Annotated in this window: 11 protein-coding genes and 1 pseudogene; 2 read left to right on the top strand and 10 right to left on the bottom strand. The window is 43.9% G+C overall.

Features of this window, described 5'->3' with window-relative positions; all coding sequences use genetic code 11:
* Nucleotides 1-2: 2 nt before the first annotated feature.
* The 3 genes from BM003_RS06760 to gabT all read right to left on the bottom strand — a co-directional run bounded on the left by BM003_RS06760 (nt 3) and on the right by gabT (nt 3137).
* On the bottom strand, nt 3-710 hold the full coding sequence (locus BM003_RS06760; protein WP_093671392.1) for an amino acid ABC transporter permease: 708 nt from the start codon (nt 708-710) through the stop codon (nt 3-5).
* 133 nt (nt 711-843) lie between these two features.
* Entirely contained in the window at nt 844-1692 is an 849-nt protein-coding gene (locus BM003_RS06765; protein WP_093671394.1) for a substrate-binding periplasmic protein, read from the bottom strand.
* Nucleotides 1693-1805: 113 nt separating this feature from the next.
* Nucleotides 1806-3137, bottom strand: a complete 1332-nt coding sequence (gene gabT / locus BM003_RS06770) for a 4-aminobutyrate--2-oxoglutarate transaminase (RefSeq protein ID WP_425441041.1) — start codon at nt 3135-3137, stop codon at nt 1806-1808.
* An 80-nt stretch (nt 3138-3217) separates the two neighbouring features.
* Here gabT and gabR point away from each other — a divergent pair, with 80 nt between their 5' ends.
* On the top strand, nt 3218-4633 hold the full coding sequence (gabR, locus tag BM003_RS06775) for a MocR-like transcriptional regulator GabR (protein WP_093671398.1): 1416 nt from the start codon (nt 3218-3220) through the stop codon (nt 4631-4633).
* A 63-nt stretch (nt 4634-4696) separates the two neighbouring features.
* Complete coding sequence (gene mmuM, locus BM003_RS06780) at nt 4697-5644, top strand: homocysteine S-methyltransferase (RefSeq protein WP_093671400.1); 948 nt, start codon at nt 4697-4699, stop codon at nt 5642-5644.
* A gap of 516 nt (nt 5645-6160) precedes the next feature.
* Here mmuM and BM003_RS06785 read toward each other — a convergent pair.
* The 7 genes and pseudogenes from BM003_RS06785 to BM003_RS06820 form a co-directional block, all read right to left on the bottom strand.
* Nucleotides 6161-8824, bottom strand: coding sequence for a calcium-translocating P-type ATPase, PMCA-type (locus tag BM003_RS06785; protein ID WP_218143230.1), 2664 nt, complete (start codon nt 8822-8824; stop codon nt 6161-6163).
* A 216-nt stretch (nt 8825-9040) separates the two neighbouring features.
* Nucleotides 9041-10849: an Ig-like domain-containing protein gene (locus BM003_RS06790; protein WP_093671404.1), complete on the bottom strand. Its 1809-nt coding sequence runs from the start codon at nt 10847-10849 to the stop codon at nt 9041-9043.
* Between the two features lie 395 nt (nt 10850-11244).
* Nucleotides 11245-12096 carry a DUF2785 domain-containing protein gene (locus tag BM003_RS06800; RefSeq protein ID WP_093671408.1) on the bottom strand — a complete coding sequence of 284 codons (852 nt, stop codon included), beginning with the start codon at nt 12094-12096 and terminating at the stop codon, nt 11245-11247.
* A gap of 102 nt (nt 12097-12198) precedes the next feature.
* Nucleotides 12199-12609 carry a GNAT family N-acetyltransferase gene (locus BM003_RS06805; RefSeq protein WP_093671410.1) on the bottom strand — a complete coding sequence of 137 codons (411 nt, stop codon included), beginning with the start codon at nt 12607-12609 and terminating at the stop codon, nt 12199-12201.
* Between the two features lie 84 nt (nt 12610-12693).
* Nucleotides 12694-13074 (bottom strand): annotated as a pseudogene (locus BM003_RS06810) (SDR family oxidoreductase); the annotation flags it as partial.
* 262 nt (nt 13075-13336) lie between these two features.
* Nucleotides 13337-13987 carry an HAD hydrolase-like protein gene (locus tag BM003_RS06815; protein ID WP_177184681.1) on the bottom strand — a complete coding sequence of 217 codons (651 nt, stop codon included), beginning with the start codon at nt 13985-13987 and terminating at the stop codon, nt 13337-13339.
* Between the two features lie 167 nt (nt 13988-14154).
* Nucleotides 14155-15300, bottom strand: a complete 1146-nt coding sequence (locus BM003_RS06820) for a glycosyl hydrolase family 18 protein (RefSeq protein ID WP_093671414.1) — start codon at nt 15298-15300, stop codon at nt 14155-14157.
* Nucleotides 15301-16608: the final 1308 nt, after the last annotated feature.

The raw sequence follows: 16608 nt of genomic DNA on the forward strand, positions 1-16608 counted from the left end.
GTTTAGGCATGTTTTGAAAACCCCTTTTCTAGCAGACGTACAACCTGGGATAACGGCAAGCTGAGAATTAAATAAGCGATTGCCAGTATTGTGTAAGACTCAATGGTTAAGAAAGTCTGTGACGCATAGGCTTGTGTGCGCAGTAATAATTCGTTGACCGTGATAAACGCGAGCAGCGATGTATCTTTAATCATCATAATCAGATAGTTGCCGAATACAGGAATCGCTTGCCGCGTTGCTTGTGGAATCACAATGGACCACAACGCCTGACGCTGCGTATAGCCCAGTGCAAGCGCCGCTTCCGTCTGACCTTTGTCGACCGACAAGATCGCGGCACGCACCACTTCAGATAAGTAGCAGCCATAATTGATTCCTAATCCAAGTATTCCGGCGAACAGCGGATTGAGCTGAAACTGATAATCAGGTATGAAAAATTGAGCAACCAAAGAAATAAGCAGCGGCACAACATAAAACATATAGACAAGCTGAACAAGAAGCGGCGTTCCCCTGACAATTTCCAAAATAACAACCAGTATGCCCTTTAGTACTTTTGATTCTGATAAACGGCCCACCGCAATGAGTACACTTAGAACAACAGCGAGCAGGAATCCGCCTACTGTTGCTTCAAGGGCAATTAAAAGTCCTTGCCATAATTCCGGTGTCAGTTCTTTGATGGCCGTGGCAAAATCCAGATGACTCAGAATATCCATTCATTACACCTCATTCGTCAATCAATTGTCTTGCATTTTGCAATCTGACCATTAGCTTGAATTACCCATTCAATAGCAGAAATCAGAGTTAGTCTTGTTGAAAGAATAACTCTGATTCAATCAATTCTTATTTTTATTCTTGAACCGGTACGTAATAATTATCAGGCATTCCGTATTTCTTCAAGAGATCCTTGATAAATCCGTTCTCTTTCAAGATATTTATTTGTTTGTTGACCGCAGTTACCAGTTTCGTGTCCCCTTTTCTTGCGGCAGCGCCAATGTTCCCGGAAGCTTGCGGTGTATACGGATCAAGAATCTTCAATTTCAAGGATGGGTCCTGTTTCAGGCTGTAGGCAGCTACGGCGCCGTCAGTGACCAATGCGTCAATTTTTCCTGTATTTGCTGCAAGAAGCAGATCGGATTGAGAACCAAACACATTAACTTGTTTGATTTTGCCTTCTTTTTTCAGCTTGTCCGCAAAGTCATAAAATGCGGTTCCTTTTTGAGCGCCAACCACTTTATCCTTCAAATCATCAACACTTTTAATTGGCGAATTCTTCGGAATGACAAACGCTTCGCCCTCGGTATACCAGATGGTTGTGAATTTCGCTATCTTTTCTCTCTGCGGGTTAATATACATCGCATCTGTCACGAGATCAATATTCTTATTGTTCAGTTCAAGGAGCAGGTTCTCAAACTTTGTCTGTTTCATTTCAACCTTTGGAATTCCTAAGCGTTTGGCAACTTCTTTGATGATTTCAGCGTCGATACCGGTAAATTTTTTCGTTTTCTGATCAATATAAGCGAACGGAGCGTCATTTGATGAACCAACGACGAGAACACCTTTTTTCTTAGCCGCCGCTAACGTATCTGTCGTTTTACCTGAAGAAGAACTGTCTGATTTTGAACTGCTTGATCCACAGGCTGCAAGGACACCAATAAGCAATATAAGAGCAATAGCCGATACAAACCAACGTTTCATGAAAAATCCCTCCAATTTATCGAATTATTTAAGTTATAAAATTAAATATAATTTTCAGTAATTCATGATTTGAATTTTACTAGTATCCGCTAAAAAAATCTATATAACTGTTATTATTTTACAAATTCCAGTGCTTCTTCAATGATGTCCAATCCTTGATTCAGCTGTAGTTCAGTTATAGTCAAAGGAGACAAGAAGCGAATGCAATTGCCCTTCAGTCCTGCATCAAGAAGGAGCAAACCATGCTGATTGGCATAGGCAACGATTTTTTTCACCCGATCTTTATCAGGTTCTTTTGTACCCTTGTCTTTTACAAATTCAATGGCGGCCATAGCGCCAAGTCTTCTAAAATCACCGATAAACGAATAAGTTTGCGCCCACTCTTTCGCCCGCTCTTCGATAATCGCGCCTATTTTTTCCGCTCGCTCAATAAGATGTTCTTCTTCAATAATGTCAAGAACGGCCAACGCGGCGGCGCAGGCAATTGGGCTCCCGCAATACGTGCCGCCAAGTGAGCCCTTAAGTTCACAAGCATCGAACAGCTCAGCTTTTCCGACAACACCGCTAAGTGGAAATCCTGCGGCAATAGATTTGGATACCGTCATCAGATCCGGAGCCACATCAAAATTTTCAATGGCAAACATTTTTCCTGTTCTTGCAAAACCGGCTTGAATTTCATCAGCGATAAAAACAATGCCATGCTCTGTACAGAAGTCACGAACATAAGTGACAAACCGTTTTGATGGAATGATGAACCCGCCTTCACCCTGAACAGGTTCCATTACGATGCAAGCAACCATTTCAGGAGCAACACTACTCAAAAAGAAATAATTAAACTGATCAATGATATACTCATCATACGCCTCATCAGTCATGCCTGCCGGTTTCCGATAGGGATATGGATATGGCGCTTGATAGGTTTCAGGCGCAAACGGACCGAAGCCCATTTTATAAGGCTTTACCTTGCTTGTCATACCCATGGTCAGGTTGGTTCTGCCATGAAAGGCGCGGTCAAACGTCACAACCGCTTGTCTGCCTGTATAAGCACGAGCAATCTTCACCGCATTTTCAACAGCTTCCGCACCGGAATTGAGCAAGAGCGCCTTTTTGGCAAAGTCTCCTGGAGCGATCTCGCATAACCGCTGACAAAGTTCAATATATCCCGGATACATGATGACATTAAAGCCTGGATGAATAAAACGCTCTAATTCCTCTTTCACGGCATCAATCACCTTTGGGTGACAGTGACCAACATTCTGGACGCCGATTGCTCCGGCAAAATCAATAAACTCGTTGCCTTCGATATCAGTAACCAACGCACCTTTCGCATTTGCCGCGATATGGCGATTTCCATTTCCTACCGCAGACGCGACATAGTGATCACGTTTATCCTGCCAAACCTTTGTGAGATTTCCTTCCAATAATTCTTTTCCCAATTGACTCACTCCCTTAATAGATATTTTGCTAATTTTTTGGTATTATGTATAGTATCAAAATTCAAATAATTATGGTGTCAGGAGTGCCTATGATCTCACTAACCATTCAATCTGATACTAAAAATGAGTATATTTACCGCCAAATCTATAAACAACTGAAAAAAGAGATCCTTCTTCACCATTTTCTTCCAAATGAAAAATTGCCTTCGAAGCGAGAGCTTGCACAAACATTACATGTCAGTGTCAACTCAGTTAACGGGGCTTATCAACAGCTTCTTGAGGAAGGCTATATCTACGCAGTTGAACGAAGCGGTTTTTACGTTGAAAAATTGGATACGATCCCACTTTCTCAGAGCATCCCGCAATCACTAGATCCCGATCTTGTTGAGGAAAAAGAATCAAAAAAAGATTGGATCTCCTTTTCACATATGTCTGTTGACCGATCAATCTTTCCATTTGACAGTTGGTTTTCTTGTGAGCATCGCGCACTGAGATTAAGCAGATTGGAACTTAACGATGATTCGTCACGCTTTCCACAAGGGATCTACTCGGTGCGAAAGACAATTGCCCGCTTCCTTTCTGTGGCTCGCGGCGTAAAATGTTTTCCGGAGCAAATTGTTTTAGGCGGCGGCACCCAATTCCTGTTCTATTTGCTTCGCCACCTTTTTCAAGAAAACAGCTTGTACGCGATGGAAAATCCGGGTTATCGGCGTATGTACGAGTCTCTTAAGATGGAAAGTCTGCGCTTAAAGACAATTCCACTCGATAATAAAGGGATTTCCATTGATCTGCTAAAACAAATGAATCCAAATGTCGTGTATGTGACTCCGTCGCACCAATTTCCTTCAGGTGTTGTGATGCCGATTTCAAGACGCATTCAACTGTTGAATTGGGCCGCGGAAAAGGACGACCGGTACATCATTGAAGACGATTACGATAGCGAGTTTAAATATGAGAGTGATACAATACCGTCGCTTCAAGGCCTTGACAGCTATGAACGTGTCATTTACTTAGGCACCTTTTCAAAATCTTTATTGCCCGGATTACGGATCAGCTATATGATTCTCCCGCAACAGTTGTTAAAAAGATACAGAGAAAAATGCAGTTTCATTATGTCAACGAGTAATGCTTTGGGGCAACTGACCTTGCAGCAATTTATCGATTCGGGGGAATACCGCAAGCACATCAAACACATGAAACAAGTGTATATTGAGCGGCAAAAAAAGCTGATTGAGACATTGAAAAAACGCTTTGACTCGGCTATTACGATGCATGGGGCAAACGCCGGTCTCCATTTTACGGCTGAATTCGATACACCGCGCACAATCGATGAGATTGCCGAACGTGCCCACGCAGCCAAAATAGAGCTCTATAATCTCAAGCCCTATTGTCTGGAGGATCACTACCTCTATTCAAAACCAGCGTTCATTTTAGGGTTTGCAAATCTATCTGTTGATAAAATTGAGGAAGGGGTAGAACGCCTCTACCATGCTATTTTCGAATGAGGATTAACTTCTGTATAATGGATACTGACCGGCTCAAGAAGCCAAGCAGAAAGAAGGCGTCTCATGCAAAAAGACAGCATCCGCAACCTGATTAACCAATACAAGCCAATCATTCTAGATGGCGCGATGGCGACTGAAATTGAAAAGCAAGGGATTACGATCGACAGTGAACTGTGGTCGGCTACCGTCATTCATGACCATCCTGAATGTATTAAAAAAGTACACCTGGATTATTTTAAGGCAGGTGCCGATGTTGCAACAACCAATACCTATCAGGCGACACTTCCCGGATTCCAGCAAAGCGGCTATACAGAACTCGAAGCAAAGCGTTTTATTAAGGAAGCCGTAAGCATCGCGATTCAGGCTCGCTCTGAATTTTGGGAGGGGCTTAGCGCCAAGCAAAAACAAGCACGTCCCTACCCGCTCGTTGCAGGCAGTGTTGGTCCTTATGGCGCGTATCTTGCCGACGGTTCGGAATATACAGGGGACTACTCTTTAAATGAAGCCGGCTATCGAATGTTCCACCATTCAAGAATGAGCCTATTAAAGGAAGCCGGTGCAGATCTATTTGCATTTGAGACAATGCCTAATTTCAATGAAACAAAAGTGTTGGCCGACCTTTTGAAAAATGAGTTTCCGGGCGACGAAGCATGGCTCTCGTTCAGTCTCGCTGACGAAGCGCATCTGTGTGACGGGACACCGCTTGCCAATGCAGCGGCGTATTTTAACTCCTTTGACCAGATTGCAGCAATTGGCGTGAACTGCGTTGCAATGAACCGTGTTGGGCCGGCGGTCAAGACGATCCGTCAAGTCACGGACAAGCCGGTCGTTGTTTATCCAAATTCAGGAGAGCGGTACAATCCAATGACTAAGCGATGGGAAGCGTCTAAAATGCAAGAAAGCTACGGATCAGCATCCAAAGCGTGGTTCAAAGCCGGTGCATCGCTCATTGGCGGCTGCTGCCGCACATCTCCGGAAAATATTCGCGAAATTGCCGAATGGGCACGTTAAACTTCTAGTGAAGATCGAATAAAATGGTTCGAAATAGACGCAGCAGCCGCTTGTTTGATGAAAAAAGCAGAGGGTGCTGTTTTATTGACCTGGGAATCCGGTCGTCATCGAGCATCATCCGTTTTATAGTTGAATTTTCGTGCGTTGATCCTCCTTTTCATAATCAAGTAACGAGTAAAATAAGCGGAGATTTTCCGGTTATATGCATCCTGGCGCTTGTTTCACAGGTACATAAGGGTAATTTTTCCGCTTATGCACAGAAAAACCTTCCATTTTCACGTTTTTCGATTCGATAAGCGGAATTTTTCCGTCTATTTAAGCTATTTTCTCGTTTATTTTCGAATTAAGCGGAATTTTTCCGTTTATTTCTCAGATTGGGCGGCTTACCTGATCGCCCAGCCCAACCGAATCTTATGACCTTATCGTCGTACCGGCAAGGCAAAACACTCTACTTTCTTAACTTGAAAAAAAGGCAGAAAGCTCCAAGAAGGACTTCCTGCCTTTAACTGTTCCTTTTTATTGTTTGTTTCTCACACGCATTCCGAGCTTAATCAATTCGTTCACCAAGAGCGGGATCAAGGCAAACAGGATCACGATTACCCAGTCCTGCAGAGAAAGCATCTGGACATGGAACGCTGCCGCTAGGAACGGAACGGAGATCACGGCAAATTGAAGGACAATTCCCAGCAGGATTGCGCCGATCAAATATTTATTCGAGAACAAGCCAACCCGGAAGATGGAGTGCGACGCGCTTCGCATCGACAGTGAGTAGAACAGCTGCGAGACCGCCAGCACAACAAATGCCATCGTTTCAGCATAAGTGAGCACCTTTTCCGGAATTGATCCGGACCATAGCTGGTAGCCATGCTCATTTAAGCCGAAGTAGAATGCTACTAAAGTCAGGATACCGATTAATGAGCCTCCGATTACAGCGCGCAATGCAGCTCCTCCGGCAAAGAAGCTTTCCTTAGGATCACGAGGCTTTTTCTTCATCACATCTTTATCTCCCGGATCGACGCCAAGTGCGATCGCCGGAAATGTGTCGGTAATGAGATTGATCCATAAAATTTGCGTTGGCAGAAGCGGCATCGGCCAAAAGAAGAGCACCGAAGCGAGAATCGCGACAATTTCCCCAAGGTTACAGGAGAGCAGGAAAACGACGGACTTCTTAATGTTGTTATAGATGTTGCGCCCTTCCTTGATCGCCGAGACAATCGTTGTAAAATTGTCGTCAGTCAAGATCATATCGCTGGCACCTTTAGAAACGTCGGTACCCGTTATTCCCATAGCAACACCGATATCCGCATTTTTTAGCGAAGGTGCGTCATTCACTCCGTCACCTGTCATTGAAACGATGTTGCCATGCGACTGAAAAGCTTTGACGATCTTAACCTTATGTTCCGGAGAAACACGGGAAAACACGCGGTAATTTCCGATTTTCTGCTTGAATTCTTCTTCAGGCATCGCATCGATGTCGCTTCCTGAAATTGTTTGTCCGAGCGATGTCGCCATTCCGAGCTGCATCGCAATCGCTGCCGCAGTGTGCTGGTGATCACCGGTAATCATAACCGGAGTAATTCCGGCCAGCTTCGCCTGACGGATCGCTTCTTTGACTTCCAGACGGGGCGGATCAATCATACCAACTAAACCGAGCAAGATAAGATCCTTTTCCATGTCCTCAGGCTCAATGATTTCGTCGGTATCCTTGTACGCAGCGCCAAGAACGCGCAAGGCTTGATCAGACATTTCTTCCGCCGCTCGATGATAGTCCGCTTTTAACTGCTCTGAAAGTGGAACTTTTTCTCCGTCAACTAATGCATACGTCGCGATTTTTAAAATATTGTCAAAGGCGCCTTTCGTATGTACCCGGTAACGGCTGCCTTCTTTGTTTAACGTGGACATTAGTTTGCGATCCGAATCGAATGGTCTTTCTGCTACACGTTCATGACCTGCCTCAAGCTCTCGCTTTGGCATATGATATTTTTCCCCCAGCACAAGCAGAGCAATCTCCGTTGGATCACCAGTGCTTTCGCCATCGACCAAAGTGGCGTCAGTACACAGAACAAAAGTCTGAATCAATTTCTCCTGTGTCCGTTTACTTGCTGTAGCTGTTCCCTCATCGGGCACATCAAAAAATTCACGATGCGTATATAAATGGAGAACTGTCATTTTGTTTTGCGTCAATGTTCCGGTTTTATCTGAACAAATAATATTAACCGAACCCAAGGTTTCAACTGCCGGCAGCCGTTTCACAATCGCGTTAATTCGCGACATCCTTGTCACGCCAAGCGCAAGCACAATGGCAACAATGGCAGGCAAGCCTTCCGGAATTGCAGCAACCGCAAGGCTGATTGCAGTCAGGAACATTTCAAAAAGGTCGCGTTTTTGTATCAAGGCAACGACAAAAATAAGCGCGCAAATTCCAATCGCGATGTAGCCCAATGTTCTTCCGAGCTCAGCTAGTCGTTTTTGTAGCGGTGTCATTTCCGTCTGCGTTTCATCGAGTCCCTTCGCAATCTTGCCAATTTCCGTATTCATACCCGTTCCGACAACGACACCTTCCGCGCGGCCATAAGTCACAAGTGTAGACATGAACGCCATGTTGGCCAAATCGCCCAGTGGCGTTTTCGGATCTTCGAATACATGTGAAGCGTCCTTCTCTGAAGGTACGGATTCACCAGTCAGCGCTGATTCTTCAATCTGCAGATTAACACTCTCGATCAAGCGAAGATCCGCAGGAATGTAGCGCCCCGCATCCAACACGACAATGTCACCCGGAACAAGGTCTTTTGAATCAATCTCAACGACATCACCGTCGCGGCGAACAAGCGCGCGCGGTGTTGTCATTTTCTGCAGTGCCTCAATCGCTTTTTCCGCCTTGAATTCCTGAAATACACCGATGATCGCATTTAAAATGACAACGAGCAAAATAATGACCGAATCGGTGTATTCACCAATGAGGAGGGTAATAACTGCCGCGCCAAGTAAGACATAAATCAGCATATCCTTCAGCTGAGAGAAAAACAGAGCAACGATACTTTTCTTCGGTTTGCTTTTTAATTTATTTTCTCCATACGTTCCAAGCCTTGACTGTGCCTCCGCATCCGTCAGACCTTGTCTTTGATTGACCTGAAGTTCATTTAAAACCTGTTCAACGTCTTTGGAAAACCAACTCAATATAGCTACACCATCCTTATCTCGCCACAACAGCCATAATCTATTCCTTTATCTTTACCCCTTTTTTCATTCTCACAACCAAATCAATCAAATTTTCTGATGCAATTTGTCCATACTTTTCGAGTATATGAAAAAGTACCGGATTCTACGCCGGAATTTTTTAATCGCATATTTTCGGGTGGCTCTGCTAAAGATAGAGTTTTAAGCACGTTCGATTCATCAATACACAGTAAACGTTCGGGTCAAGCTTCGATTTCCCGCTCGATCTTGTGCATAAACCGTCAAGTTCTTTCCCTTTTTCTGCCTTTGGTGCAGCTTAATGCTGTAAATACCACGAGCATTCGCAGTTGCAGTGCCAAGCGATGTTTTGCCATACAGAACCGTGACACGCGCACTGGGTTCCGCTGTTCCCTGAATCTTCAGCTGTGTATGATAAAAACGCCGGACAATCGGCTTCACCGGCGGTGTCTGATCTTTAATCGTTACTTTCTTTGTCTGACCCGCATTCCCGCCGGTATCAGCGGCAAATACATCAAGTACGGTTCCGGCTCGCTGCTTTCCAATCGCGACTTGGAAATGCCCGGAAGTGTCCGCCGTGCACTTGGTTAATAATCCGGCATGACCGACAACTGCAATGACTGCTCCGGGTTCTGTGTCGCCTTGAAGTTCCGTATCTTTGTCGCCAAATGAAGCGATATGCGGCTGCCTCGGCGCATCACGATCTTCCTGACGATCGGCCAGACTCGAATAAGTTATATGCACACCTTTGTCATTCGGAATTGACAAGGCATTGTTGACAACAACCGCTCCACCGCCTCTAAGCTTCGGCGACTTAGATTTGCTGCTGTAGACTTTCTTTTTCAACTGTTGAAATCCCGCAATTCCATGAAACCCATACGGACCCGTATTTTCATTCAGATAAAGGGCTTTGCGGAAATTACTCATGAAACGGCCAAAAGACATGTCCGGACCGATATAATCATGAATCACGTCTTGAACCGCCCGGTAATCATTGTGCGGGTCTTGGATGATCCGCTTAAATAAATCCGCCGGTTGCCCGCATTGTATATAAAGATATTGTATAAATAAATATGAAAGCGAATAGTTCGCCAAATTGTCGCCAAAATCATCCCAGTACAGCAGCGACTTGCCGTTCGCAATGGAGCGGGATTCATTATAGTAATCAATTCGATCGTCAAGCGGCTTTCCCGCCAGCAATTGTTCTGCCGCAAGCGACAGTCCTTCATCAAGCCAAGTGTCCATCTCATCCCTTTTCTCAACAAGCACATTTTGATTATAATTAATAAGGTGCTGAAATTCGTGCACCAGTGTCGAATAAGCGAGTGACACTTTTTTATGTTTGCTTGAACCAAGCGACGGATACGTATCAACATACACAATTTCGCTATGATTTGATTTCTTCTCTTTATACAAATCATTCGGGTCAAAATAGCCCGATGCGAAACCTCCATTTTTTTCTGCACTGCCGTCCTTAATATCAAAACAAAGCAAATTGATTTTCCCATCATGATCCACATCAGACGGCGCACCGAAATAACGATTGTCCAGTGGAAAAATGGTTTGATCAAACGTTTTGCCAAGCGTCGCCGCATCCTTTTTTGACAGCTGGTTTCCGTTCACCCACACCTTGGTGTGCTTGCCTACGTAGATTAATTTAGCAGTAATCTGATACCGCTTATCCGTCGACAAATCGGACACCCAGAACTTCTTGCCTGAACCGACCTTGACGCTCTTTCGCTTTTTCACTGAGTGGTTTAACGGACTGTATTCTGCCCGCAGTCTTAGTGGCTGTACATAATCAAGCCGGTAAGAAGCTCTTTTCAATTTTTGGGTTTTCGCATAACTTTTATTATTAATACTGAAATTCCCCGTGTTTTCCGTTTTGTAGCCGTTTGCGGACTCGTTGCTGATCAGAAACGGACCACCAGCCGCGAACGTCGTGCCCGCAGGAACAAAAAGAAACAGTGCCATGAGAATGAGTAGTATTCGTCGCATGAAACGGTTCATCAAATCGCTCCCCCCGGCAGCAAAACTCAAAGATTCGTAATCTTATATCTTGTTAAAGTGTACGCAATCTCATTCGGGAACTCAACTTTCTAGTGGTTCGTTTAACTTTGAACGCCACCTATAGTTTAGGTTATACTAAAAGCAGTCGAATTGTAATCCCTTACACAAAAAGGACGTGCCTCGCATGTGCCATAAGAAAAAGTCATTAACTACAACTATTCGCACAGTCATTATGTATATCTCTTGGTTATTTTTAGTCGCTTGGTGCGTCACTTATCTGGCTCTATGGCTAAGCTCAAAAAACTCCGTTTATATCCTAACTGGAATGATTGGCGCATGCGGCATACTCTTCCAGATTTATCTTATTAAACGAACCAAGGCACAAGACGAATCCGTCAAAAATAAGGATTAAACGCCCGTTCCAACTTCATAAGCGCGTCGTCTGCCTCTTGGTCGAGCAAGGCGGCATTTTTCAGTCTGAAATAGACACAACGCACAAAATGCTTCATATTCACTCTTTGGATGAGATACTTGCGAAACGCTAAGGCATGAACCGATTGATTGGGTTTGTTTAATGTCACCGCATGAAGCCACTGAAGGAGAACGGAAACCGTTATTTTCTTCGCTGTAATCATGCTGACAACCGCAGTCGCCATACGTTCGTCCTCCTCCGCATCAAACACGGTCGGCGCATTCCGAAGCATCATCAGCAAGCTTTTCCAGATTGCCAAACACTCAGATTCTCCGACGAACCGATTCTGTGCACATTCATCAAGCGCATCACTGATATGCGCAGGCGCGTGTGCCCATCCTTTTCCTTCAACGAAGCTACGATAATCGTTTTCTAGTTCACAATAATGATTCAACTGCTGGAGCAACTCCATGTATTTCTGCCTGCTGATAAAATGCTCGTGGTTGTCACGATACAAAATCAGCGCGATAAGCAGTGCTGAGAAGGATCTCAGAAACACATGATCCGACACGCCTTCACTAATTTTATTAAAAAGCAATTCTTCAGAAACCGCCTGCTTCAACAGCATTATGAGCTCCGACCCATCAAGCAGCTTGAATTCAATCAACCATTTTGAAAGAATTGTGTAGCCGAGATCATCTCTTAAGTCACTATCTGTGGAATGAAGAGCGCGCATAACGTACTTTACCGCTTCAAAGTCGGATAATTCTTCTGGTACATGAAAATCATTATTTTTGATGTCAATTAGCGTTTCTTTCAATTCGATATCGTTCATTGTGTTCCTCGCAAATCTTTATTTGATTGATTCATATAGAAATCTTCTTTCTTTCATATTTACCATACAAATAAATACGCTCAGTTCCGCAGCTTACGTTTGCTACTCATATAGAAAGATCTGCATGCCCGGCGCATCGGTTGGACGCGCTTTAAATCCGAATCGTTCATAAAAAGGTTGTTTTCCTTTCGCGCACGAAAGCTGGATCCATTTCAGTCCATTCGCTTTGCAATGGTTCACTAACCGCTTTACGATTTCCGTTCCGATTCCTTTTTGTCGGTAATCCGGTGAGACGATCAGGTCACAAAGAAATGCTTGATGCACACCATCGGAAATGATGCGGCCAAATCCAATAAGCTGCTTGTCCTCATAAACACTCAGCGTATACCAACTGTTGCTGATTGCTTGATGAAGCTGTTCTTCACTTAAATCGAGATGATCATTCCAGCCAGTTGTTTGAAACAGCTCAAAAAAATCTGCTGATGATGGTATTTGATCAAGAAAATTTTTCATAGAAGATCTCCTCGTATATAGGAACGAAATTTTCATTTAATTTGTTACATCATGTGATTAATAGCAGAGTATCTGGCATTCTCCTTATCTCATAAATCCACCTTCAGAATGGATCGTTTGACCAGTAATCCAATCCGCTTCATCACTTACAAGAAATTTTACTACTTTTGCTGCGTCTGTCGGTTGCCCTATCCGTCCCAATGGAAATTTGGATAATAGTTCATTTTTTATTTCTTTTGTCATCCATCCTGTATCGGTAGGACCCGGGTTGATCGCATTTACTGTTATCCCAAGAGACGCAAGTTCGGCAGACAACGTGATCGTCATCGCATCAACTGCCCCCTTTGTTGTCGCATAGGCTAATTCACCCGGCATTGGCTCCTGAAATTGACCTGAAGTGAGGTTGACAATCCTTCCACCTCTTTTTTTCTTAAAAATTCGGGCAAATTGAACGCTTAATAACGTCCTTTTTTCCTGCTTGCTCCTGTAACGATAGCTGTTTTCCCAGCTAAATCAGCCATATACACCCCACCTCGCTTCAGTTCTTGCTTCTTCATTTGTTGTTTTGTTAACAAGATTTGTGCTATGTCACTTGCCAGAGGGCAAAATTTATTCGACCTTGGCCCACACAAAATTTTTTAAATTCTTGATTCATTTGTAATTATCTGATCAATAGCGACGTACTTTGCATGAATCCTGTTTTGACCTACTTCAAAATGAGCCATATTCACAAATAATTCACGATCTCATCCAAGGTTTTCACCTCGGAGTAAGGCATGCAATTTTGAAGTCCCCTTTTCGATTGGCGATTCACCCATATTCTTCTCCAGTTCATTCTTTGTGCGGGAACCATATCCCACCAGAAACCGGCTGCTATATGGACATGATGATTCGTTCGCAACTCATTTTGAACCTGCTCAAATAAACTTAATTGCGGCTTGTACGCATGCAGATCCTCTGCCAGGTAAACAGAATCAAAGTCATTTTTAAGCGACTCTAAGTTAGATCTCATAATATTCCAATCAGAATTGGACATAATCGATGTTTGATAGCCTTGGGATTTCAAATTTTTCAATGTATCAATCACTTCAGGAAATGGAGATAGTTCTTTATGTACCTTTATTAGTCGCTCGTATTGATCAGTTAACTTGTCAACATTCAATTCCATTTCACAATACCGCAGAGCCTTAAAAATAATAGCACTGTAAACAGTAAATAGTCCTTCCCCATACATCAATCGATCCTCATAATTGACATAGGTAGTGACCAATGCCGATTTATCAATTCCGTACTCTTCCGCAATTTTCTCCAGTTCTTTCCAAAAAGGCGTCGTATCAATCAATGTTCCATAACAATCAAAAGTTAATTGTTCAGCCAATACTATCTCTCCTCTCAAAAGATTATGAGTGAAATAGAAACCATTCTGTTCATCTGCCGCATCTAAAAAATCGAAGTATGTCTTTAGTTCCTATACTTTATAATAATCGGATTAACGCAGAATCCCAATACTATTTGCTTTCGTTGTGAAAACCAAATCTTTGATAATCAAAGCCATTTACCAACATGAAAATTACGTTCCAGCAACGCCCAATTCTCCGGATAGGGAAAGCCTAAAGCCCAATAGCTGATCCCGCGCAGATTATATAATCGGACAAGATCAAATTTCGCTTGTGCACTGCGTGCATCTTCAAACCATACTTCATGTGTACGCCCGCTGGCATCCACATACATGTAAAAAGGTGATTGCGCGGTTTCATTGAACTGAATACTTACACCGTTAAAAATGGCGCGTTCAAGTGCTTCTTTTGGACTGAAAGTTTCTGCTTCCTGTCCCTCTTTGTGCGGGAGCAGCCAATCTCGAGCGTACGTTTCAAACCCAAGCGAAATTTTACTTGCCGGCATCACCGATAAAGCGTACTCAACCACGCGTTTCATTTCATTAACCGGCGATATGGCTTGAGGCGGACCAAAACGATATCCCCACTCGTAGGTCATTAAGACAACAAAATCGACAATTCGGCCATGCGCTTCATAATCATACGCAGTGTATTCCGCACGCGGTTGATCGATGGCTGTTTTCGGCATAACCGCTGTAGATACGCTGAACCCAAGCGGATGCAGTCGGTCGACAACAAATTGTAAAAAATCATTGAACCCTTGCCGATCCTCAGGTCGCACACTTTCAAAATCAATGTTCAAACCGCGGTAACCCTTTTGCTGCATGACACGAATAACCGATGATACCAAATTTTCGCGTGCTGACGATGACGTGAAAATTGCATGAGCGACATCAGCGCCTGATTCATTTAGCGAGAAATTAACAATTGGCATAAGAGGCACGATGCTGTGCGCATAGGCAGCAGCTATGGATTCCTGATCGTCCAAATTATCCAAGTTGCCAGCCTCCGTTACATGATAAGCAAACGGCAGCACAGTCGAAAGAAGACCGTTCCGCTGAACAATTTCGGCAGCAGCTTCTTTTACCGGCTGATACGTATAAGCGTTGACTTCAATGACCGGTCGTTCAGGTGCGAAAACCGGCGGCATGGACGGAATGACCAGCGCCTGTCCCGGGACGAGCCGCTCCGGATAAGCTAATCCATTTAACGCAACAATGCTGACAAGCGGCACTTGATAATGTTGAGCAATTCCCCATAATGATTCACCGCTTTGCACGACGTGGATGTCCATGATTCATTACTCCTCCCGCATCATTCGTTTTTTATCGAAGTCGTTCAACATCCTTATAATTATGATGAAACGTTAACGAATAGATTAAAGTAGAAGATTTTTATTTTGAAAACGGTTTGCCTTACTAGGGAATGTCTGCCCATCATGCCAGAAATTTCAAAGGTGGAGGCGGCATATCCTCATTCCAATATGCCAAAAAAATCCGGTAACTCGCTTAGACCGGAAATCATTTTTATGTGCACGATTCGTTCCGAATGATCCGTTGCGGGATTTTTTCGTAATAGAGTCTGTTCAAAAAGGAGGACAAAAAGAGCCGAGGTCAGGCAAATCGCCACGTCCTGTGGCATGCCTGACACTAGCTCGTCCTGAGCGTCGAAGATCAAGGAAGCGCAGTTTCGAGCTACCCGCGCGTACTTTCACAGGATGTGATGACTTCAACGTTGTGCACAGAACGTGCACGTTGTTAGTTGAAGTTCCCCTGCTAATACGTGAGGAGCGGAGAAACAAGCTGACACAGAACTTCCGCAGGATGCGGTGACTTCTGCGTTTTTCACAGGACGTGCATGCTGTTAGCAGAAGATCCTCATTGCCTTTTTCCCGGACTTTTTGAACACCCTCTAATAACCAGATTGCTTTCATCTCAACATTGCTGCTGCCAATCATATCTTTCTGATAATTGTCGCCTATGTAAAAACACTAGCTCGTCGAGTAGCCTGCCGCAGAGCAACCTTGTTCCGAGAAGAACAATATTGATTACTATTGGTGAATGGAGCAATACAAGGAGTCTTGATCAAGTGCGATCACATTGAATTAATTACTAAACTGCTTCCGGTTTGAGTCATCCATAGTCCGACAGGCTTGATTACGGAAAAAACATCAATATTTGTATTTTCAATCGACATCTCTTTAGGTACATTCAGACAGCATCTTGAAATGTTGATTGACAATAAAATTGTTTCATTTTGATGTTACGTAGTAAAGACGACCTTGAAGCAAATTCGTTACTATTTTCGATGACTTCGTTACGATTTTGAGCTCGTTCGTTACGATTTTCCTTGGGTTCGTTACGAGTCTGGGAATTCGCGACGAATTTCGATGACTTCTCCTCTCTTGGGGTTCAACTTTGGTCGTGTTCGGTTCGACTTTCTGATGCTTCGGTTCAACTTCGGATCTTCGGTTCGACTTCTCCTCTCTTGGGTTCAACTTTGGTCGTGTTCGGTTCGACTTTCCGATGCTTCGGTTCAACTTCGGATCTTCGGTTCGACTTTTCCTCTCTTGGGTTCAACTTTGGTCGCGTTCGGTTCGACT

Origin of the sequence: Sporolactobacillus nakayamae (genome assembly GCF_900113325.1) — a bacterium.
In the GTDB taxonomy this organism is placed as follows: domain Bacteria; phylum Bacillota; class Bacilli; order Bacillales; family Sporolactobacillaceae; genus Sporolactobacillus; species Sporolactobacillus nakayamae.

Bases quoted from the DNA above. Each gene is read 5' to 3' on its own strand.
- gabR (WP_093671398.1), top strand. From the start codon at position 3,218: ATGATCTCACTAACCATTCAATCTGATACTAAAAATGAGTATATTTAC.
- BM003_RS06820 (WP_093671414.1), bottom strand. From the start codon at position 15,300: ATGGACATCCACGTCGTGCAAAGCGGTGAATCATTATGGGGAATTGCT.
- BM003_RS06790 (WP_093671404.1), bottom strand. From the start codon at position 10,849: ATGAACCGTTTCATGCGACGAATACTACTCATTCTCATGGCACTGTTT.
- mmuM (WP_093671400.1), top strand. From the start codon at position 4,697: ATGCAAAAAGACAGCATCCGCAACCTGATTAACCAATACAAGCCAATC.
- BM003_RS06805 (WP_093671410.1), bottom strand. From the start codon at position 12,609: ATGAAAAATTTTCTTGATCAAATACCATCATCAGCAGATTTTTTTGAG.
- BM003_RS06800 (WP_093671408.1), bottom strand. From the start codon at position 12,096: ATGAACGATATCGAATTGAAAGAAACGCTAATTGACATCAAAAATAAT.
- BM003_RS06760 (WP_093671392.1), bottom strand. From the start codon at position 710: ATGGATATTCTGAGTCATCTGGATTTTGCCACGGCCATCAAAGAACTG.
- BM003_RS06765 (WP_093671394.1), bottom strand. From the start codon at position 1,692: ATGAAACGTTGGTTTGTATCGGCTATTGCTCTTATATTGCTTATTGGT.